Annotated in this window: 18 protein-coding genes, 1 tRNA gene and 2 pseudogenes; 9 read left to right on the forward strand and 12 right to left on the reverse strand. The window is 63.1% G+C overall.

The window, feature by feature from the left end; genetic code table 11:
* Positions 1-14: 14 nt before the first annotated feature.
* The 4 genes from QX132_RS09765 (at position 15) to QX132_RS09780 (ending at position 1,803) form a co-directional block, all read left to right on the forward strand.
* Complete coding sequence (locus QX132_RS09765; RefSeq protein ID WP_315735995.1) at positions 15-485, forward strand: arsenate reductase ArsC; 471 nt, start codon at positions 15-17, stop codon at positions 483-485.
* A 183-nt stretch (positions 486-668) separates the two neighbouring features.
* The gene (locus QX132_RS09770; protein ID WP_315735997.1) at positions 669-1,298 is read left to right on the forward strand and encodes a Maf-like protein; all 630 of its coding nucleotides are present in this window, start codon (positions 669-671) and stop codon (positions 1,296-1,298) included.
* A 52-nt stretch (positions 1,299-1,350) separates the two neighbouring features.
* Positions 1,351-1,554, forward strand: a complete 204-nt coding sequence (gene yacG, locus QX132_RS09775) for a DNA gyrase inhibitor YacG (RefSeq protein WP_315773789.1) — start codon at positions 1,351-1,353, stop codon at positions 1,552-1,554.
* A 173-nt stretch (positions 1,555-1,727) separates the two neighbouring features.
* A tRNA-Phe gene (locus QX132_RS09780) sits at positions 1,728-1,803 on the forward strand.
* 155 nt (positions 1,804-1,958) lie between these two features.
* On the opposite strand, the pseudogene QX132_RS33035 reads toward QX132_RS09780, so the two are convergent.
* Positions 1,959-2,978 (reverse strand): annotated as a pseudogene (locus QX132_RS33035) (tyrosine-type recombinase/integrase); the annotation flags it as partial.
* 51 nt (positions 2,979-3,029) lie between these two features.
* Here QX132_RS33035 and QX132_RS09785 point away from each other — a divergent pair.
* Positions 3,030-3,215 (forward strand): annotated as a pseudogene (locus QX132_RS09785) (replication initiator protein A); the annotation flags it as partial.
* 1,160 nt (positions 3,216-4,375) lie between these two features.
* Here QX132_RS09785 and QX132_RS09790 read toward each other — a convergent pair.
* From QX132_RS09790 to QX132_RS09840, 11 genes are all read right to left on the reverse strand, one after another.
* Positions 4,376-5,560 carry an MFS transporter gene (locus tag QX132_RS09790; RefSeq protein ID WP_316161096.1) on the reverse strand — a complete coding sequence of 395 codons (1,185 nt, stop codon included), beginning with the start codon at positions 5,558-5,560 and terminating at the stop codon, positions 4,376-4,378.
* Between the two features lie 64 nt (positions 5,561-5,624).
* Entirely contained in the window at positions 5,625-6,809 is a 1,185-nt protein-coding gene (locus QX132_RS09795) for an MFS transporter (RefSeq protein WP_316160916.1), read from the reverse strand.
* Complete coding sequence (locus QX132_RS09800; RefSeq protein ID WP_316160918.1) at positions 6,806-8,176, reverse strand: NAD(P)-binding domain-containing protein; 1,371 nt, start codon at positions 8,174-8,176, stop codon at positions 6,806-6,808. Before QX132_RS09800 ends, QX132_RS09795 begins: the two co-directional genes overlap by 4 nt.
* Positions 8,177-8,224: 48 nt before the next feature.
* Positions 8,225-8,542: a metalloregulator ArsR/SmtB family transcription factor gene (locus QX132_RS09805; protein ID WP_315797732.1), complete on the reverse strand. Its 318-nt coding sequence runs from the start codon at positions 8,540-8,542 to the stop codon at positions 8,225-8,227.
* 78 nt (positions 8,543-8,620) lie between these two features.
* Entirely contained in the window at positions 8,621-9,373 is a 753-nt protein-coding gene (locus QX132_RS09810; RefSeq protein WP_316160920.1) for a DUF4336 domain-containing protein, read from the reverse strand.
* Between the two features lie 98 nt (positions 9,374-9,471).
* Complete coding sequence (locus QX132_RS09815) at positions 9,472-9,903, reverse strand: DUF2478 domain-containing protein (protein ID WP_316160921.1); 432 nt, start codon at positions 9,901-9,903, stop codon at positions 9,472-9,474.
* An 88-nt stretch (positions 9,904-9,991) separates the two neighbouring features.
* Positions 9,992-12,520 carry an arsenate reductase (azurin) large subunit gene (locus QX132_RS09820; protein ID WP_316160922.1) on the reverse strand — a complete coding sequence of 843 codons (2,529 nt, stop codon included), beginning with the start codon at positions 12,518-12,520 and terminating at the stop codon, positions 9,992-9,994.
* Between the two features lie 12 nt (positions 12,521-12,532).
* Positions 12,533-13,054 (reverse strand): arsenate reductase (azurin) small subunit, encoded by a 522-nt coding sequence (locus QX132_RS09825; protein ID WP_315736019.1) that lies wholly within the window; start codon positions 13,052-13,054, stop codon positions 12,533-12,535.
* A 176-nt stretch (positions 13,055-13,230) separates the two neighbouring features.
* Positions 13,231-14,541: a sigma-54 dependent transcriptional regulator gene (locus QX132_RS09830; protein ID WP_316160923.1), complete on the reverse strand. Its 1,311-nt coding sequence runs from the start codon at positions 14,539-14,541 to the stop codon at positions 13,231-13,233.
* Positions 14,531-15,991 carry a HAMP domain-containing sensor histidine kinase gene (locus QX132_RS09835; protein ID WP_316160925.1) on the reverse strand — a complete coding sequence of 487 codons (1,461 nt, stop codon included), beginning with the start codon at positions 15,989-15,991 and terminating at the stop codon, positions 14,531-14,533. Before QX132_RS09835 ends, QX132_RS09830 begins: the two co-directional genes overlap by 11 nt.
* On the reverse strand, positions 15,988-16,737 hold the full coding sequence (locus QX132_RS09840; protein WP_315797728.1) for a PhnD/SsuA/transferrin family substrate-binding protein: 750 nt from the start codon (positions 16,735-16,737) through the stop codon (positions 15,988-15,990). Before QX132_RS09840 ends, QX132_RS09835 begins: the two co-directional genes overlap by 4 nt.
* 366 nt (positions 16,738-17,103) lie before the next feature.
* Here QX132_RS09840 and QX132_RS09845 point away from each other — a divergent pair, with 366 nt between their 5' ends.
* From QX132_RS09845 to arsC, 4 genes are read left to right on the forward strand one after another with little or no spacing between them, the layout of a single operon-like run.
* Positions 17,104-17,469 carry a metalloregulator ArsR/SmtB family transcription factor gene (locus QX132_RS09845; RefSeq protein ID WP_315736027.1) on the forward strand — a complete coding sequence of 122 codons (366 nt, stop codon included), beginning with the start codon at positions 17,104-17,106 and terminating at the stop codon, positions 17,467-17,469.
* Positions 17,462-17,989: an arsenate reductase ArsC gene (locus QX132_RS09850; protein WP_315786165.1), complete on the forward strand. Its 528-nt coding sequence runs from the start codon at positions 17,462-17,464 to the stop codon at positions 17,987-17,989. The genes QX132_RS09845 and QX132_RS09850 overlap by 8 nt, the downstream gene beginning before the upstream one ends.
* Before the next feature lie 3 nt (positions 17,990-17,992).
* Entirely contained in the window at positions 17,993-19,048 is a 1,056-nt protein-coding gene (gene arsB, locus QX132_RS09855) for an ACR3 family arsenite efflux transporter (protein ID WP_315736029.1), read from the forward strand.
* Positions 19,045-19,446 carry an arsenate reductase (glutaredoxin) gene (gene arsC, locus QX132_RS09860; RefSeq protein ID WP_315773560.1) on the forward strand — a complete coding sequence of 134 codons (402 nt, stop codon included), beginning with the start codon at positions 19,045-19,047 and terminating at the stop codon, positions 19,444-19,446. Before arsB ends, arsC begins: the two co-directional genes overlap by 4 nt.
* Positions 19,447-19,610 lie beyond the last annotated feature (164 nt).

The raw sequence follows: 19,610 nt of genomic DNA on the forward strand, positions 1-19,610 counted from the left end.
GGGCGCCTAGGCGCATGGCCGAGGTGCCGCCGCGCGCGCGCCAGCCGCAGGCGGTGCTGTTCGCCTGCGGCCAGAACAGCGTGCGCTCGCCGATGGCCGAGAGCCTGCTGCGCCAGATGTATCCGCAGGCGCTCTATGTCCGCTCCGCCGGCGTCAAGAAGGGCGAGCTCGACCCGTTCGCAGTGTCTGTCATGGCCGAGCTCGGCCAGGACATCTCGCAGCACAAGCCGACGACCTTCGAGGAGCTCGAGGACTGGGAGGGGCTGAATTTCGACCTCATCATCACCCTGTCTCCCGAGGCCCATCACAAGGCGCTGGAGCTGACCCGCACCATCGCCGCCGACGTCGAATATTGGCCGACGCCCGATCCGACCGGCGCCGACGGCAACCGCGAGCAGAAGCTCGCCGCCTATCGCGAAGTCTGCGACGGCCTGTTCACGCGGATCCGCAAGCGTTTCGGCAAGCCCGGGCCGGCGGGCTTGTAGGGTCCCGGTTCCTGCACAGGTGTCATCGAACCGAAATACCAACGTCGTCCGCCGCTCAAACTGAGGCCGTAGAGCAGGCCCGTCTCGGCCTTGTCGCACGCCTCGCGGGTTGTGGAATGGCAGCCCTTCCGATAGGTTCCGCGCGCCCGCCCCACAGCTTCCGAATCCCCTAGCGAAATCAGCATGCTCGGCCGTCCCAAAATCGTTCTTGCATCCGGTTCGCCCAGGCGTCTGGCGCTGCTCAACCAGGCCGGCATCGAGCCCGACGCGCTGCGCCCGGCCGATGTCGACGAGACGCCGAGGCGCGGCGAGCTGCCGCGCGCCTGCGCCAATCGCCTCGCCCGCGCCAAGGCCGATGCCGCGCTCAAATCCGTCCAGCTCGACGACGAGCTGCGCGGGTCGTTCATCATCTCCGCCGACACGGTGGTCGCGGTCGGCCGCCGCATTCTGCCGAAGGCCAATCTGGTCGACGAGGCCTCGCAGTGCCTGCGGCTGCTGTCGGGCCGCAACCACCGCGTCTACACCGCGATCACCCTGGTCACGCCGAAGGAGGCGTTCCGCCAGCGCCTGGTCGAGACCCGCGTCCGCTTCAAGCGGCTCAGCGAGGACGACATCCAGGCCTATATCGGTTCCGGCGAATGGCGGGGGAAGGCCGGCGGCTACGCCGTGCAGGGCATCGCCGGCTCGTTCGTGGTGAAGATGGTCGGCTCCTACACCAACGTCGTCGGTCTGCCGCTGTACGAGACCACGACGCTGCTCGCCGGCGAGGGTTTTCCGATCCGCTTCGGCTGGCTCAACACCGTCGGCGTCTGACTATTCGCGTGCGGGGGTGCATCCGCGCGTCCAGCCCATTAAATAGCCGGCGATGTCAGACGAATCGCCCCACCGGAGCGCCCCCGCTTCGAAATCCGCCAAGCCCATCCGCCGCTGCCCGATCTGCAACCGGCCCGCGGCCGAGGCCGTCCGCCCGTTCTGCTCGCCGCGCTGCCGCGACGTCGACCTGCATCGCTGGCTCAGCGGCTCCTATGTCATCCCGGCCGCCGAAGGCGACGAGGACGACGTCGAATAGCGCCGTGTTTTCATGATCTTGCCCCGGCGGGGCCGGCCGGTCGGGGCGGGCGTCCCGCGCCGCCGCGCAACCGCACAAGGAATGTGAAAACTTGCCGTCAGGGCGGTAGACAGCGCGGTCCGGTCCCACTATAACCCGCCGGCTCGCCGGGCTTTTTTGCCCGCAAGAGACCTGCCCAGGTAGCTCAGTTGGTAGAGCATGCGACTGAAAATCGCAGTGTCGGTGGTTCGATTCCGCCCCTGGGCACCATGTCTCAAATCAGGCTTTGATCTTCCTCGGTTTTTTCCCCTTTTACTCCCACTTTCTTCAACCGGGCCCAAAAGTGGGAGACTATTGTCCGCGGTTTGATCGAGGGACAGGAGTGGCATCGCACTCGCGGCGAGACATTGTTGGTTGGCCCTCTTGGTATAGTGCGCGGCCTCCTTCATCGCCTGCCATCCGAAGATCGCCATCAGCTGCTTCTCGGTCGCGCCGTTCTCGGCCGCAATGCATGCGCCAGCCTTTCTCAGGCCATGTGCCGAACAATGATTTGATCCGGCCCGGTCGCACCAATCGCGGAACTTGTTGCCGCAACCATTGCCGGTGAAAGGGCGGCCGAACTCTGTACCCAGAAACGTCAGATCGCCACATGGCGACGCGTCGATTGCAGATTGCAACCAGGGCATAATCGGGATCGACAGGGTTACGGGCTTGGTCTTCCGGTTTTTCACCTGCGTAAACGTAAGCCAGCCATTCTTGATGTGTTGTCGGCCAAATTTAACGACGTCCGATCTTCGCTGACCGGTGAACAGCAATAGCGCGAGTGCGAGATGCGCCTTGGTGCCGATTGGATGCTTCTTGGCATATTGCAGCACTTCAGCAATCGTCCAAGTGTGGAAGCCCTGCGATCCGGTCTTCGTGTACGGCACATCCCGTGCCGGATTTCGCTCGGCGCCGGGATGCTCCGCCGCGATTGCATACTTGACGACTTGGCGCAGCGCCTTGATGTGACCGTTGGCAGCCTCGGGAAATTCCGCTTTGCGATCGCGCAGCGCGCGCACCTTGCTGCTCGGCATCGAGGCGTAGGACAAGGAACCGATCAAATTTGAATTCTCGTCCGAGACCGGTTCGCTACACAAATTATCGAGAATGCCGCGTCGGGCTGACTTGATGCTGGTGTCGAGTCTCGTGAATTCCGCCGAGGCGTAGTATTGCTCAATCAGCCATCGCAGCGACCCATTCTTCGCGCGCGAGCCCTGCGGTTGTTCGGTCTCTCTGGGCTCGATCTTGCCATTCAGAGCGGCCTGGTACTCTCTCCCGAATTCGTCGGTACCTGGCACGGCACGAAGTCGGATCTTGGGTCCTCGATTGTGCTGGAAATACCGGCGCACATTACCGTGTCGATCCATGTCCTCGTATACGTACTTGATACACAGAGTGGTCATTGCGAGTCCATTTAATCACGCGGCAACTTCATCCCATGGATTGGTGCTCTTCGCGCCGGCGAGATCCGCATTCGTGTCGAAGCCGTTCCGGAGCACGGCATGGCGACTATTTGGGACGCCGACGTCCTGATCTGGGCTGCTTCGCAAATCGTTGAAGCTCGCGATGGCGGACTGAAGACGTCCCGTCTGATGGCGGCAACGCCCTACGAAATCCTGACCTTCGTCGGCCGCGGCACCAGACCGCTGATGCCAGCGTGATTTGTTTGCACGACTAACGACTCTCTAGTCGCTCTCAGAGCAAGTCTCTCTCATGAAACCCAGAATTGGCATTTACCTCTCCGAGGGCATGGCTGCGCGGTTGGCAGAAGCGGCCAAAAATCCCCGTGCCACTCGTTCTCTGGTTTCCCGGGGATCGCGTCCCGCTCCCGAACGGCTTGATGGTGATGCTGGGCGCGCTGGGTGCGGTCACGGCGACATTGCCGGCCGACCTGTTGCTGGAGTGGATTGGTTGACGTGAACTATTTGGTCTGCTCGCTGGGCTGACTGTCGCCGGTGCGATCACGATTTATCTGATCGTGCCCGAGAGGACTGCAGTTCCGGGCGGCGCGGTCGCAGCCGGTTTGAAAGAGGTCTATGCCGATCCGCGATTCTGGCGCGTTGCGCCGCTCTCGGCATCCTGCATTGGAACGGCCTGGGCTCTTAAGGGCTCTGGGCGGCGCAGTGGTTCAAGGACGTTGAGGGCCTCGATCGCGCCGGCGTGGTATTTCAGTTGTTTGCGATGGCGGTCGCGCTCAGCCTGGGTGCCATTCTTCTTGGGGGCGCTGCCGATCGGCTGCGAAGGCGCGGTGTTGGACCGGAGGTGCTCCTGGGGCTTGTTGCGGCTGTCTTTATTGCAACTCAGTTCGCATTGATCTGCGCTTGCCCTTGCCGTCATGTTTGCAGTGGGCCGTTGTAGCGGCCGTCGGCGCGGCTACGGTGCTGAGCTTCGCGACTCTGGCCAAGTATTTCCCGAAACAGCTCCCCGGAAGGGCCAACGGCGCGCTGAATCTGTTCCACATTGCCGCGGCCTTCGTTGTGCAATACGCGACCGGCGTTGTACTTCAGTATTGGACACCTCAAGCGGGACACTATCCCGAAATCGCTTATCGGACAGCCTTTGCTCTCAATCTCGCGCTCCAGGTCGTGGCTTGGATCTGGTTCATGTCTCCGCGCGTCAAAGCCGACTCGCGACAAAGGCGCGCGAGCGCCGTGCTCGAATTAGAGACCCGGAAGGCGATAGTCCGATAACCATACGCGACGATGTAGATACGAGACCGGAGCACAAGGAACTCTCCCTGATCACACTGGTGGAGGTGATCAAAATCGTTAGAAGCACAGAGCGCTCGAGGTGCTTCGCCCTATTGCGCAGGGACGTCCCTCTTCGGTCGAGCCGCCCGGGACAGGAGCAGCGCAAGCGGACCCATGAGAATCCCGACGGCCAGCATCATAAAGGCAAGCCACCACCCGCCGGCGCTCTGGGGTCCTCCCGCCGCGTCGAGGGCCACGCCCGTGCCCCAGGCTCCGAGGGCCGACAACCCGAAGCCCACAGTGGAGTGCAGCGCCAACGTGGCTCCCCGATAATTGGGGTCGGCCGCTGCGCTCATTCCCGCGGTCAACGCTCCAGAGTCGGCAGGGACCGTTACGCCGTAGATCAGCAGCAGCAGCACCAGCGCCCAGGCCGGGGCGGTTGCATTGAAGGCGATGATGGTCGCCACGCAGGCGGACGTGATCATCACCGAGATAATCGCACGGTGCCGCCCGAACTTCAGCGCGGCTTCGTTGCCCAAAATGCTGGCGGGCATCGAGATGATTGCAAACAAGAAGCTCACTACGACTGGCGACAGCCATGACGGCGCGTCCTGGTGCGCAACCACGAACGTCCAGAAACCTACCAGCCAGGTACGGATGCCGTAGAGTTCGAAACAGTGGGCGCCGTAGCCGAAAATGTAGCCGAGGGCCTCTCGGTTGGCGAACACCGGCTTGAAGTTCAAAAGACGCCCTGTCTTGGGCTCCGGTCGGCGAGCTTCCATCAGCGCGCACGCCATCACCATTGCAATGGGTCCGATTCCGGTGACCACGAACGCAGCAGGCCAGCCCCATTTGTCCGCCGTCACCTGCGCCACCAGAAAAGAGATACCCACCCCGAACGAGAAGCTCGATGTGTACAGCGTGACCGCACGCGAACTGTTTCCTGCCGGGAGCCGGTCGGTGAGCGCCTTCAGGCCCGGCATGTACGCCCCCGCAAAGCCGAGTCCGGCGATCGACCAGATGATTGTGCCCGACCAGAATCCTTGCGCAAACAAACTGAAGGCGATGGTCGCAAGTCCGCTCACGACCGATCCGCAGAGGAGCACCAAGCGCGCGTCGATACGGTCCGTCAGCGTCGTCAGTAGGGGCACCGCGAGCATGTAGCCGAAGGCGTAGCCGCTTGCCATCAAGCCGCCTTCGGCGGCACTGAGCCCCCATGCCGGCATCAGGTGTTGAGCCAGATTTGCCGAAAGGGTCACGTGCGGCAGCAGGTTGCCCACCTGTCCGAGACACATCACCGCGATCAGCGGCCGGCCGGTCAAGTTGCGGATGCTCGCCTCCCCTCGATTCTGTGGGCATTCATGCGGTTCGCCCAGGCTGCAGGAGCAACAGCGCGACGAAGGCAGACAGCGATGCGAGAGCGCTGACCCACAGCGCGACGCTACCGACATGTTCCACCATGAGCCCCATCGCGAGCGGTGCGACGGCTCCCGTTGCCCGTGCCGGAAGCGAAATCATGCCGACGCGTCTCCCGAAGCCGGCGGGTCCGAACAGAGCCAGCGGCAGCGTGCCGTGCGCGATGGTGATGATCCCGTTGCCAGCGCCGTACAGGACCGCATAGGCAGACGCGAACAGAGGACCTCCCAGGATCAGCGTGATGACGCCGATTGGATTCATCAGTGTAGCAAGTCTCGCCGAGAGCAGCGGGTGGAAGCGACCGAGCCAACCCGCTTCGAGAAGCCGGGCACCAACTTGGGCGGGCCCCACCAACGTTCCTGCGAACAACGCGGCAGCCGGTGAGGCACCCAGGGACACCAGCATCGTCGGCAGGATGGCCGAAAACCCCGAGCTGACGAACCCGACGGCGGCGAACATGTAGGCCAGCACCACGATCGCGAACGTTTCGCTTTCACGCGAGGGGAGTTGAGGATGATCCACCGTCCCGGCTTCCTGTCGTAGGGGCGCGGCACGCGGCAAGTAGAGATTGAGAGGAAGCGCCAGGACCAAATGGATCAGCACCCAAGCCTGGCACGCCACTCGCCAGCCGTATTGGGCATCCAGCCACGTCGACAAGGGCCAGCCGACGGAGCTGGCAAACCCGGCGATCAGGGTGATGCCGGTGATGGAGCGTCGCGCCTTGCTGCCGTAGATGCGCGCGAGCGTTGCGAACGCCGCCTCGTAGAGGCCCATTCCCATGCCGATCCCGAGCAGCACCCAGGATACGACCAGGAGTGCTGGCCCCTCTGCGATCGAGAGCACGAACAAGCCGCCCGACAGAACAAGGTTCGAGGCCGCGAGCAGGCCTCGGCCTCCGAACGTGTCGATGGCATGCCCCACCCGTGGCCCCAGAAGTCCCGCGATCACGAGGGCGCCCGAGAGCGCCGCGAAGACATGGGTGGGTGCAAGACCCAAATCCCGCGCGATTGGCGCAGCGAGGATGGCCGGAAGGTAATAGCTCGAGGCCCACGCAATGGTTTGCGTGGTGCCGAGTGCAACGACGACCGCGACCGGACCTGCAGCCTGGCCCGCAGGAATTCGATTCATGAGCACCCGCAGCCCGAAGCTCCCGTCTTCTTGGCCGCCTCGTCGGCGCCGCAACAGGCCGATGCATCCTCCTTGGGAGGGCCGCCGCAGCAGGCCGTCGCGAGCGTGGCCGCCGCGACGCTTCCACGCGTGCAGACACCGGTCTCCGGCAGCACGAGCTCGACCCTCGCCGCGGCGGCCCTGTCGCCCGCAAGGTCGGCCGCGATCGAGCGGACCTGCTCGTAGCCGGTCATCATGAGGAAGGTAGGGGCGCGGCCGTAGGACTTCATGCCGGCCACGTAGAAACCGGGCTCGTCGTGTGCGAGTTCGCGCGCACCATGGGGGCGTACCGTTCCGCAGCTATGCTCGTTCGGATCGATGAGGGGAGCGAGAGCGACGGGCGCCTCGATGGCCGGATCGAGTTTTAGGCGCAGTTCGGACAGGAACGACAGGTCGGGACGGAAGCCCGTCGAGACGATCAGTTCATCGGCGACCACGCTGCGCGCCCCGCAGCACGCGCCGGTCGCGATCCGTAGCCGGCCTTCAACCTCCGAGATATGCGTGACGCCGAATTCGGCTTCGACCCGGACCTTGCCGGAGGCGACGAGCGCGGCGAAGGCGGCGCCTAGCTCGCCGCGTGCCGCGAGCTTGTCGTTGCGGCCGCCGCCGAACGCCTTCGCAGGGTCGGCGCCGCGCAAGAGCCAGACCGGCTCAGTGCCAGGTGCCTTTTCGGCGAGGTGGGCGAGGTCGATGAGTGTACCGACGGCCGAATGGCCGGCGCCGAGGACGGCGACCGCCTTCCCAGCGTATCTGGCTCGCTCGGCGCCGCGGACGTCCGGCATGCCGTAGGCGATCTTGCCCCCGTACTCCCGTTCTCCGAGGGCGGGCAGACCGTTTGCGCCCGCGGGATTGGGAGAGAACCAGGTGCCAGACACGTCGATGACAGCATCAGCCCGCAGCACCTCGGTCCCCTTGCCGTTCTGATAGCGGATCTCGAAAGGAGCGCCCTCGCGACCCTTGGTCTTGGCTTTGTCGAATCCGACCCGGCTGATCGCGGTCACGCGGCTCGAGGTGCGTATCGACTCGCGGAGCGCGGTTTTCGTCGCCAACGGCTCCAGGTAGCGGTCGATGAGCTCGCCGCCGGTGGGGTAGGATTGAGGGTCCGGAGAGTTCCATCCGGTCGGCGCGAGCAGACGCTGCGCGGCTTTGTCCACGTTGTACTCCCAGGGCGAAAAGAGCTGGACATGCTGCCACTGGCGAACGGCATGTGCCGCTTCGGGTCCGGCCTCGAGCACGATCGGCTCCATTCCGCGCTCGAGAACGTGCGCAGCCGCGGCGAGACCGACGGGGCCTGCCCCCACGATCGCCACCTTCTTCTTCTCCGTCATGATCGTCTCCTATCCTTCTAGAATTATCGAATATTGATCGACCAGAAATCAAGCCGCCGACTTCTTGCTCCGGCACTCCACTTCGTCGGCGCAGCACTCGGCCGCCATGAAGTCGACCAACCCGCGCATGATCTCGTAGTTGGCGTGGCAAACGAGCGTGGTGGATTCGCGGACCTGCGTGATCAGGCCGACGGAGACCAGCGTCTTGATGTGATGCGACAGCGTGGACGCAGGAATCTTGAGCTTTTCCTGGAGCCGGCCAACCGGCAGACCGGCCCTGCCGGCTCTCACGAGGGCCCGATAGATCTGGAGCCTGGTCCGGTTTCCAAGCGCTTCCAGTCGCGCTGCGACGTCTTCGATCTTCATGTGGCAAATATGCGCCGGCGCGCAGGAAGAGTCAACGGTATTTCTAGAAATGTCGAAATAACGCGTGCTCTGGTTCTCTCAGGCATACCAGGCGAAGAAGCGATCGAGAACTTGACGGCCATTCGCCTCGAAGCACCGCCCGTGACTTACGATTATGCGCTCGGGGTCCCAAGACAAGACTCTGTCAATTGCGGCTCGGGCTCTTCTTCGGTGCAACAAGAGTGGCAAGCGCATTCCGAAAAAGATCTGGCCATTGGGATGGTACATTCCCGTGAGGCGCGCAGCCGAGCGCCAGGGCTCGCTAATCTTGTCCAGCTCAAGGTTGATGATCGTATCGGTGAGAATGAGCGTTCTGGACGCCTTGTGAAAGAAGACGATTTCTCCGAAAATGCCTCCTGGGATGGCAGTTTGGTCGATTTCACCTCCCCACGCCAGCGGCGGCGTCGACGTAAGCTCATCATCAAACCGCACGTCAATTCCTCGCGCCCGTGCGCGTCGGCGTGCGCCCGGAGACCCCCACGTAGTGGCATCGGGGAATGCTCGCGACCACTCCCCGATGTGAGCATAGTGAAATTGGTTTGGTGATACGAGATGGCTGATCGAACCGATCGATCGTAGGTGGCGCGCGAGTTCGAGATCGAGCGCGATGGGTGAATGGAGGAATAGTTCACCATTCTGAAGCTGCACGACGGTCATGCGCGTCGAAAACGGCAGTGGCAGCGTCACGCCAGCCATCGTCAGGTACTCGAATGGCCCGTCGACGACCCCGATTCCTGGCGCGAAGGGCTTGTATTCGTTAATCGGGTCGTACAGCGATGGAGTACGCGACATGGCGGTCTGCCGGGTGTTCCGGGCCGCCGATTATAGCCCTCTCGCCTTTCAAGACCTAGAGCCGGCGCAGGTTTAGCGGGGCGGCATCGATTGCACCTCTATCCGGCGGGTTCAGCGTGCACGCTCTGCTCCCGGTGTTGTGGAGTGCGATGGATCGCGTCGAACCAGGCAAGAACGGCCTCGGCCGAACAGGGGAGCTCAGCTCCCAAGCCGCCGTGAAACTGGCGCCAGCGTTCCACGTAGGGCTCCCGCACCGCTGTCAGGAGCGGGGTTCCCGCGCAGACGACGTCCGCGCAGGAAGCGAGCAGCCCATGTCCTGCGGCCTCGGCTCTGCCAAACCGACTGATGACGACGAGATCCACTGCATCCCTGATCGCGGATTCTATGCAATGCGCCATCGAGAGCAGGGCCTGTTCGTCCAGCTTGCAGCCGCGGGACTCGCTTCCGCGATCCTGGGTGATCCTCGCCCGCTCCCCGGTGCGAAGGTCCAACAGGTCGAGCATCCGGCATTTTGCCGAGCCCGGCACCATGTTGACCTCGGCTGACCGGCAGCGACATGACCGAGATCAACACACTTGAATCGGGGCCGGGCGGCTCCCGCCGCCCGGTCCCGGTTCTCTACGCCTTGTAGTGGGGCGACTTGAACGATAGCCGTTTCGTCGTCTCGGGAGCCGAAGCGATCTTGCGGATGTCCGCCCACGTCTGCTTGTAGTTGGGAATGATGAGCTCGTTCACTCCGGCGTTGACGACGTTGCCCTGCACGCCGGTCGGGAACCCAAAGAGCATAAACGTTTGCTTTGGCTTCGCCGACGGCGTTGGCTGGACCATCGCTTGGGTCGAACCGGCATCATTATAGACCTCGACCAGATCGCCTTCGCCCAGGCCGAGCTCCTTCATGTCGTTCGGGTTCATCTCGATGAAGGGGTACGGCGTCCGGTCCATGACGAAGTCGTTCTGGGCATCCATGAACGCATTCTGCCAAACGAGGTTGGTCCGTCCGTTGTTGACCAGGAACTTGTACTTGGCCTTCTGCTCGGCCTTGCCCGCGGCCTGAAGCCCGCGCCAGGGCGCGGCCATGAAGAATGCCTTGCCGTCCTTGGTCGAGAACTTTCCGTCCGTGTACAGTCGCTTGGTTCCCTGGATCTTGTTGTCGGCGAAGCCGACAGATGGCTCCTGGAAGCCGTTCGTGCCCATCGCGCGGAGGCGTGCATACGTGACGTTCTCGCCGCCTTTCTCGTGCTTGCGGTAGCCGTCGTTGAAGGCGTCTTCCTCCGTCTTCCAATCGAACCCTTTGAACTGATCGGCGTAGGAGGCATTGCCCTGCTCGCGCAGCACGCGCTCCATCGTGTTCGCAAACCGGGCGGCGATGAGGCAGTCCGGCATCGCGTTGCCGGGCGGATCCATGTAGCGCTCGGTCAGCCGCATTCGTCGTTCGCCGTTCATGGATGTCAGGTTCATCTCGCCGGAGATGGCTGCAGGCAACCAGACGTGGGAGGCTTGTCCGATCTGGGTCGGCACGATGTCGACGTCGACCGAGAACAGGCCGCCCTGCCGGATCGCGACCATGATGGCGTCGACCATGGCCTTGCGGTCGCCCCAGGGCACGGTGTTCATGGCGTCCTTCACCATGTCCGTCCGGCGCTTGTACACCTGCTTGAACTTGAACGCGTTGAGCGTCGTCTTGTAGTGGTCGCAGGCCCAGATGTGATGGATGCCGCCGCGCCCCTCGATGAGGAGCTTGTCGACGTAGGCGGCCGGCCGCCCGACATGGGCGTCGGATGGACGCGAGTAGCCTTCCTGGTGGCCGCCCAGGCGCACGACTCCGCCGCCCGGCCGGCCGACGTTGCCGGTCGCGAGCGCGAGGTTCACGATGGCGCCGTTGGTGCGGTAGTTGTCGTTGCCCCAGATGATGCCCTTCTCGTATCCGAACATCGTCCGCCGGCGCTTGCCGCCGGCCTTCGGCTCCGCGATCCACTGGGCTGCCTTGACGATGTCCTCTCCGCGGAGCCCGGTGATCTTCGCCGCGTCCTCGATCGACGTGCGGCTCGCAGCCAAGGCCGACGCGAAATCGGTCAACGGTTGATCGGCCGGCGTGCCGCCGGGCCGCGATATCAGACCGGCGGCCTGACCCGAGGGCAACGTGCTTGCCGCGATGAACTCCTTGTCGATCCACCCCTTGTCGGCCACGTAGGTCAGAAGCGCGTTGAACAGCACGAGGTCCGTGCCAGGCTCAAGCGCGAGGTGGAGGACACGATCCTTCCCGCCCTCGGCTTCGCAGGCAGCCGTAGTCGCGGTGCGGCGTGGATCGATGATGATGATCCGGCTGGCCTCGACGGGTTCGCCGGGGAATTCCTTCTTCCTCTTGTCCATCGTGGTGCCGCGCAGGTTCGGTATCCAATGGTTGAGGAAGTAGTTGGTCTGGGTCTCGAGCGGATTGGTGCCGATCGCCACGATCGTGTCCGCAAGCTCGGCGTCCTCGTAGCAATTGTTGAGCTCGCCGACGCCCATGTCGCGCGTCGCATGCACCTCGGAATTGTAGGCGGGCCGATTGTGAATGCGGACGTTCTTGATCTTCATGGCGCCGAAGTAGAGCTTTCCGGTACCCCAGGTGTTCTCGTATCCTCCGGCCGATCCGCCGTGATCGAACATCGACACGAAGAGGCCGTCTTCGCCCTGCTCGTTGATGACCGCTGCCGTGACGCGTGCCACCAGATCGAGCGCGTCATCCCAGCTCGTCGGCTGCATCGAGCCATAGCGCCAGACCATCGGATCCGTCAGACGCTGCAGCTGGGTGTTCCGTTGCTGGGAGGTGTGGTTCTCGGCCATCCGCGCGCCGCGGATCGAACCGAGACCGGAGTTCACGACACAGTCCGTGTCCGGCTTGATGACGAGGTGAACGTCCTTACCGTCCTGCTTGACGATGTTGTACATGGACGGCGAATACCAGGCCGCGGTCTCCGCGCCCTGCTGCTTGGACAGGTCGACGCCGAATTTGTTGGACTTCGGATCGAAGCCACCCTGCTTGTTGATCGCCCAGGTGTAGGCTTTGTAGCCGCATCCGACGATACAGTAGTGGCAGGTGACGTTGTGCTCCTTGGCATCCGCCGGGATGATCGGGAGGCGGTCGGTCTGGCGCTTATAGGTCATGTTGTCCCTCCCTCACAGAACGTTGGAAAGCCGGCCGTACAGGAGCTCGTCCACACCGTCGGCGTAGATGTCGCCCTTGCCGTCGATCCGGAGCTGGTATTGCGCGAGGTTCTGGGTGGCGTGACCCCAGATCTGCTGTCCTCCCTTTTCGACGTCGTAGCGTCCATAGTGACCGGGGCAGCTCAGCGACCTATCCTCCTTCGAGTAGCTCAGAGGGAAGCCCTTGTGCGGGCACACGGTCGAGAACCCAACGATATCGCCGTCGGGACCAATTCCGCCCTCGACGCGGGTGCCGAGCTTGATCAGCACGCCCGGCGCGTCCGCATCCGGATACGCCACGTCCATGGGCTCATTCGTTTTGAGCTGAGACACGTTGGCCAGGCGGCTCGATGGATATGCGACGCGGGCTTGGGACGGGGCAGCCTGAGCGGGCGTCGACATCGCGCTCGCGGCCACGGCGCCGGCGGCGGCCACCGTTGCGCCGCTTAGAAATCGGCGCCTGCCGGCGTCGACCATCAGATCGCACTTTTTCATGAGGGCTTCTCCCGGGTGATGCGCGGATCATTGGGCTGATCCGTTCATCTCTGGACTTCAATTCCCGGGCCAGAAGCGCGAACGGTCTAAGTTCTTGAAGTCTCTAGGACGCGCTGCAGCAAGCCGTCCAATTATCCGAACGTTCACAAAGCGAGATGTTCAGAATACTGAACGTGTCAGACCGCGTTGATGCCGAAACGGCGCATGCGATCCCACAGCGTGGTTCGCGAGACACCGAGCAGCTTCGCCGCTTCGGCGATCTGCCCGCCCGTATCCTTGAGCGCGCGCTCGATCTCCTGTTGTTCCGCGGCGTCACGCGCCTCGGCGAGCGATCTTCCGGACGGCTGGCTCGCGCTGCGCATCGTCTCGGGAAACAGATCGACCGGCATAAGCCATGGGCCCGTCGCCAACGCGACCGCCCTGTCGAGCCGATTCCGCAGCTCGCGCACGTTGCCGGGCCAGGGGTGAGCCAGAGCGGCACTTTCGGCGCCGCTACTCAGTCCGCGCAGGTCCGGATTTGCGCTGGCAAGTTCGGTGAAGAAGCGATGCATGAGAAGCTGAATGTCTTCGGGCCGCTCGCGAAGCGGCGGAATCGCGACCGCGACGACGTTGATGCGGTAGTACAGGTCTTCGCGAAATCGCCCCGCAGCGACTTCCGCCGCGAGATCCCGGTTGGTGGCACAAACGACGCGCGCCCGGAACGGGACGATGGCTTCGCCGCCCAGGCGGTAGAAGCGGCGTTCGTCGAGCAGCCGAAGCAGCTTTGCCTGAAGTTGCAGTGGTAGCTCCGCGACCTCGTCGAGAAAGAGGGTCCCGGATTGAGCGCGCTCCGCATACCCGAGGTGCCTGCTGTTGGCGCCCGTGAAAGCGCCTTTCTCGTGTCCGAAGACCTCGCTCTCGAGCAGATTGTCCGGGATGGCGGCGCAGTTGACTGCCACGAATGGCCGGGAAGCGGCATCCGAAATGTTGTGGAGGTGGCGTGCGCAGACCTCCTTGCCAGAGCCGGTCTCGCCGGTGAACAGCACAGGCGTATTACGGCCGGCCATGCGGGCGAGCAGTTCCTCGATGCGGCGCATCTGCTGCGACAGTCCCAATACGCCGTCCGGAACCGCCGGCCTACGGCCGATCAGAGCGCGGGCGCGCGATATCAGATCGTCGAGTTCGAATGGCTTGGTCACGTAGTCGCCCGCGCCGGCCCTGATGAGAGCCACCGCATGGTCAATCTGGCCGTATGCGGTCATGAACAGAAACGGCGGGGCGGCACTTTCGCCGCTCACTTTCCGGAAGATGTCCTCACCCGACATGTCCGGCAAACGGATGTCGCAGATGACAAGATCGGGGGCACCTCGCCTCAGGCCCGCGAGAGCTTCCTGGCCGCTGCGCCACCACTCGACCTTGCAGCCTTCCAGCTCCAGGTACTGGTTGAGGGATTCTCCCATGATCGGATCGTCTTCGATCACAGCGATGGACACTGCCTCAGGCAACATTGCGCTGCTCCTTCCCCGAGCCATCGGGTATCGCTATGGAGATCGCCGTTCCGCCGCCGGCCGGATGCTCGACTCGGATGGAGCCGCCGACTTCCAGAACGAGACGCCGAATGATCCAAAGGCCAAGGCCGGGCTCTCCGGGCCGTGGCGCGGCATCCGCTTCACGGCTTTCGAGGTAGCTGACCCTATCCTGGTCGAGTCCGGCGCCTTCGTCGCTCACTGTCAGGACTAGGCTGCCGTCCACCAGCCCCGCTTCGAATGCGATACGGCCGGCGGGCGCGCTTGCTTGGCACGCGTTGAGCAGCAGATTAAGCGCGGCCTGACGGACGGCATTCGCTCTGACGGGAATCTCGCCGGGAAGCTCGTTCGCCCACGACAGCGAAAGGTTTCTGCGATCGAGCTCGGGACCGATCAGAAGACGCAGGTCCTCGATGTCGCTTGGCTTGAGCGGACGCATCGCGGTGTCGACACGGTGGGTCACCAATGCGGACCTCACGACGTCGCGGATGCCCGCGAGCCCCCGCTCGAGAAGAGAGAGTGCACGCTCCCGAACCCCGAGCTGATGGCCATGTCGCCGAAGCGTCTCGATCGCGTTGAACATGCCTCCCAGGGGATTGTTGATTTCGTGGGCCATCCCGGAGGCAAGACGGCCGAGGCTAGTGAGGCGTTGCTCTTCGGCGACGCGAGCAGCCAGCGCCTCACGCTCGTTCCATGATCGCACCATCATGTTGTAGTGTCTGAATAGGCGACCGAACTCCGAACTGGGCGGTCCGACATCCTCATCTGCGATGCACAGCAGTTCGCCGGACTGCCCCCGCCTGAAATGCGTGGTCAAGAGCTGCACCGGTCGCAGCATTCTGCGCACTGCGATGAAGCCGACCGCCGCGACCAGCATAGTGATGGCGATATTGGTCGCGACCAACGTCCAGAGCACGTCCCGCCGCTCCTTGAATCGAGCGCCGACGTCGAATTGCGTGTAGATCACCCCGATGCGACGCCCCTGATCGAGCAGCACGCGGCGGACGCCGGCACGCTCGGCCTGCTCGTCAAGCCAGCTATCGTTTGCGTCCGCAAACCGATCGACGATCGACTTCGGCACGGGTGCAAAGGCCGGCACGGTACGGGGATCGAAGGAAGCCAGGACGATGCCGTCGGGTTCCGCCACCACCGTCTCGAGAATTGTCAAGCCGCGGTACAGTGAACGAGCGCGGTCGAGATTGTCGAACGTCTCCCAGGCGTCCCCACGGATCACCCCAGGCATCACCGACGACGAAAGCCCGTCCAGGTAGGCGGCGGTCAATTCCCGGAAATGCCGATCCTGGGTTTCGGCGAGCCTCTTGAGCACCTGATCTGTGAGCACCACCCCGATGGCGATCATGAGCAGCGCCACAAGCGCAGGGACCTTGATCACGACCGGCAGATTCGATCTCAGGTCGAAGCGAGCGCTCATCCGAGGCTCCGAACATAGTTCATCTTCGCCGCAATTGTGTCGAACAGGGATGGATCGCTTCTCGTGAAACCGTCGAGATGCAGCATCTGCAGCACCCGACGGGCTTCTGGATCGGAGGACATCCCGACGAATGCGGCGGCCAGGTCATCGACCGAAAGCCCGCTCGGGCGGTTCTTTCCGCACGCCACCGGCGGAAATCCTAGCCATTCCGATTGTCGCAACACGCGAGTTGGAGCCGTCAAATCGGGCTCTACGATGCTGAGGACTTCCCACACGTAGCCATCGACGGATCCGCTATCCGCCAGCCCGGAGGCGACTGCGCGGACGACGTTGCGATGACCATAGGTGAAGAAGTGATGCCTGAAGAAATCCTCCGGCTTGGTGTGCATATCGGTCAGAAGGGCGCGAGTGACGAGGAAGCCGGAATTGCTGTCGGGATCGGAGAACGCGTGCGTGTCGCCTTTCAGATCGGGAAAGGACTCGGCCTTACGGCGGGCATCGACGATCACGTAGGACTGGTACAGCGGCCGGCCATTCCACACCGGGACCGCGACAAGTTCGAGCTGCTCGCGGAACTGAACGTAGGGATAGCCGCAGATCCAGGCCGCATCGATTTGTCCGTTCACCAGAAGAAGCGTGATTTCCTGGTAAGTTCGGCGCGTGAGGATCTGGACTTCCCTGCTCCAAATGCGCTCAAGATAAGAGCGAAGTGTCGCCAATAGCTCCAGGTCGGAAGTCAGAAGCACGGGCGTGAGCCCAATCTGCACCGGCCGCGGATCAGCCGCTACGGCGCGTCTGCCCTTAAGAGCAATCGTACTCGCCGCTAGTCCGGATAGGACTGCGCGCCTCGTGACTCGCGTTCTATTCGCATGTGATGCAGGGGCCTGCCTTTGACGCAAACCCATGGCGATCCCTCCTAGAGCATCGTCGCCCCTTTTTTCTTAGAGAGTATCGAATGGCGTCTGGCGCGGCAACGAATATGACAGGCATGTGACGGTGAGGTATTGAGATAGCTCAAGCAACAGCTCACCGGCGCGCGTCTCAAGGACCTGCGGGAGCTCAGCGCCACTCTGTGGTTGACAGAGTACTGTAATATCCATAAGTCTAGAAATATGGATAATGAAGAAGCGGTCTTGGCGCTCGCCGCGCTCGCTCAGCCCACTCGGCTGAACGCATTTCGTATTCTGGCAAGTCATGAGCCGGAGGGTCTGTCGGCCGGAGAGCTTGCTCGCGCCCTGGAAGTCCCCCAGAACACGCTCTCGGCGCACCTTTCGATCCTTTCAAGGGCGGACCTCGTCACCTCGGAGCGACACAGCCGGTCGATCATCTATCGCGCGAATCTTGCCGAATTCCAGAAGGTGGCGCTGTTTCTGCTGCAGGACTGCTGCGGCGGCCGGCCGGAAGTCTGCGCACCATTGATTGAAAGCCTTGCGCCTTGCTGTCCTCCGAAAAAGAAAAGGGAGCGAAGCCGTGTCTGATCACCTCTACAACGTTCTCTTCCTCTGCACCGGCAACTCCGCCCGTTCAATCATGGCGGAATCGATCCTGCGAAAGGATGCCGGCGGCCGCTTCCGGGCGTTCTCGGCAGGCAGCACGCCGAAGGGCGCGGTCAACCCGCTGGCGCTACGCACTCTCCAAAGCCTGGACTATCCGACCGACGGCTTGCGCTCGAAGAGCTGGCTCGAGTTCGCCGCCCCCGATGCACCCGTCATGGATTTCGTCTTCACCGTCTGCGACAACGCCGCCGGTGAGACCTGTCCGGTGTGGCCTGGACAGCCGATGACCGCTCACTGGGGCATCGAGGATCCCGCCGCAGTTGAAGGTACTGATCTCCAGAAGGAGGCGGCATTCGTGACCGCCTTCCGGTACCTGAAGAATCGCATCGGTACCTTCACCAATCTTCCTCTGCGCAGCATCGACAAACTGTCGCTCGGCACCAAGTTGCGCGAGATCGGCCGGTCGGAAGGCGCGAGTTCATCCCGCAACGACGTGGCCTGACACATGAGCATCTTCGAACGTTACCTCACACTTTGGGTTGCCCTCTGCATCGTCGCCGGCGTCGTGCTCGGCCACTTCATGCCTAGCTTCTTCGGAGTGGTTGCAGCCGCGGAAGTGGCCAAGGTCAATTTGCCGGTGGCAGTCCTGATCTGGCTGATGATCGTGCCGATGCTGCTGAAGATCGACTTCGGTGCTTTGAGCCAGGTCCGAGAGCACTGGCGCGGCGTGGGGGTTACCCTGTTCATCAATTGGGCCGTCAAACCGTTCTCGATGGCGCTTCTCGGCTCCTTCTTCATCGGCAACGTGTTCGCGCCGATGCTGCCGTCCGCGCAGATCCCATCCTACATCGCGGGTCTGATCCTGCTCGCAGCCGCTCCTTGCACCGCGATGGTGTTCGTCTGGTCGAACCTGTGCGAAGGAGAGCCTCACTACACGCTCAGCCAGGTCGCATTGAATGACGTGATCATGGTCTTCCTGTTCGCGCCGCTGGTGGGGCTTCTGCTCGGTGTAGCCTCCATCAGCGTTCCCTGGGCGACGCTTCTGCTCTCGGTCGTCCTGTACATCGTTGTGCCGGTCGTCGTAGCGCAGGCCTGGAGGACGTCCCTTCTCGCCGCTGGCGGTGGTGCCTTCGAGCGGACCATGCGGAGGCTGCAGCCATTGTCGCTTGTTGCTCTGCTGGCGACGCTAGTTCTGCTGTTCGGTTTCCAGGGTGAGCAGATCGTCAAGCAGCCGGTCGTGATTGCGATCCTCGCCGTGCCGATTCTGATCCAGGTCTATCTCAACGCCGGTCTCGCCTACTGGCTGAGCCGGCGCTTCGGCGTCGCCTGGTGTGTCGCTGCACCTGCGGCGCTGATCGGCGCCAGCAACTTTTTCGAGCTCGCGGTTGCTGCTGCCATCAGCCTGTTCGGACTCGACTCCGGAGCTGCGCTTGCGACCGTGGTGGGCGTGCTGGTCGAAGTGCCCGTGATGCTGTCGGTGGTCCGCATCGTGAAGGCGACTCGCGGCTGGTATGAATCCGGAGCGAATGCGGCCAAGCCCGCGATGGAGGCTCACAGATGACCATTACGATCTACCACAATCCAGATTGCGGTACGTCCCGCAACACGCTCGCGATGATCCGGCAGAGCGGCATCGAGCCTGAGATCATCGAGTACCTCAAGACGCCGCCGTCGCGCGATAAGCTCCAGGAGCTCATCACCACCATGGGAATTCCGGTTCGCGACCTGTTGCGCGAGAAGGGAACGCCCTACAAAGAACTCGGCCTCGACGATCCGAAGTGGACCGACGACGAACTGCTGGATTTCATGATCGCGCACCCGATCCTGATCAATCGCCCGATCGTCGTCACGCCGAAGGGCGTCCGGTTGTGCAGACCGTCGGAAGCGGTCATCGATCTCCTTAACGGCCCGTTCGGGCGGTTCGTCAAGGAGGATGGCGAGGTCATCGAGCCCAGATGAGCCGGTACAACGACCGCATTAGATCGCTCGGTCGAAGGCGATGCGGGGCGCAGTGTCCGACGGCTCAAGCGCCAGAGGGCCGGCCTCAGGCGTGCCCAGAACGCACCATCGATACCTATTTTGTTGTTGCCTCGTAGCCCGTTGGTCACTCCCATCCGTTGATC

This window comes from Bradyrhizobium sp. SZCCHNRI20481 (assembly GCF_032485055.1).
Taxonomy (GTDB): domain Bacteria; phylum Pseudomonadota; class Alphaproteobacteria; order Rhizobiales; family Xanthobacteraceae; genus Bradyrhizobium.

Bases quoted from the DNA above. Each gene is read 5' to 3' on its own strand.
- yacG (WP_315773789.1), top strand. From the start codon at position 1,351: ATGTCAGACGAATCGCCCCACCGGAGCGCCCCCGCTTCGAAATCCGCC.
- QX132_RS09770 (WP_315735997.1), top strand. From the start codon at position 669: ATGCTCGGCCGTCCCAAAATCGTTCTTGCATCCGGTTCGCCCAGGCGT.
- QX132_RS09805 (WP_315797732.1), bottom strand. From the start codon at position 8,542: ATGAAGATCGAAGACGTCGCAGCGCGACTGGAAGCGCTTGGAAACCGG.
- QX132_RS09845 (WP_315736027.1), top strand. From the start codon at position 17,104: ATGGATAATGAAGAAGCGGTCTTGGCGCTCGCCGCGCTCGCTCAGCCC.
- arsB (WP_315736029.1), top strand. From the start codon at position 17,993: ATGAGCATCTTCGAACGTTACCTCACACTTTGGGTTGCCCTCTGCATC.
- QX132_RS09825 (WP_315736019.1), bottom strand. From the start codon at position 13,054: ATGAAAAAGTGCGATCTGATGGTCGACGCCGGCAGGCGCCGATTTCTA.
- QX132_RS09795 (WP_316160916.1), bottom strand. From the start codon at position 6,809: ATGAATCGAATTCCTGCGGGCCAGGCTGCAGGTCCGGTCGCGGTCGTC.
- QX132_RS09820 (WP_316160922.1), bottom strand. From the start codon at position 12,520: ATGACCTATAAGCGCCAGACCGACCGCCTCCCGATCATCCCGGCGGAT.
- QX132_RS09810 (WP_316160920.1), bottom strand. From the start codon at position 9,373: ATGTCGCGTACTCCATCGCTGTACGACCCGATTAACGAATACAAGCCC.
- QX132_RS09835 (WP_316160925.1), bottom strand. From the start codon at position 15,991: ATGAGCGCTCGCTTCGACCTGAGATCGAATCTGCCGGTCGTGATCAAG.
- QX132_RS09830 (WP_316160923.1), bottom strand. From the start codon at position 14,541: ATGTTGCCTGAGGCAGTGTCCATCGCTGTGATCGAAGACGATCCGATC.
- QX132_RS09800 (WP_316160918.1), bottom strand. From the start codon at position 8,176: ATGACGGAGAAGAAGAAGGTGGCGATCGTGGGGGCAGGCCCCGTCGGT.
- QX132_RS09815 (WP_316160921.1), bottom strand. From the start codon at position 9,903: ATGGTGCCGGGCTCGGCAAAATGCCGGATGCTCGACCTGTTGGACCTT.
- arsC (WP_315773560.1), top strand. From the start codon at position 19,045: ATGACCATTACGATCTACCACAATCCAGATTGCGGTACGTCCCGCAAC.
- QX132_RS09790 (WP_316161096.1), bottom strand. From the start codon at position 5,560: ATGTGTCTCGGACAGGTGGGCAACCTGCTGCCGCACGTGACCCTTTCG.
- QX132_RS09765 (WP_315735995.1), top strand. From the start codon at position 15: ATGGCCGAGGTGCCGCCGCGCGCGCGCCAGCCGCAGGCGGTGCTGTTC.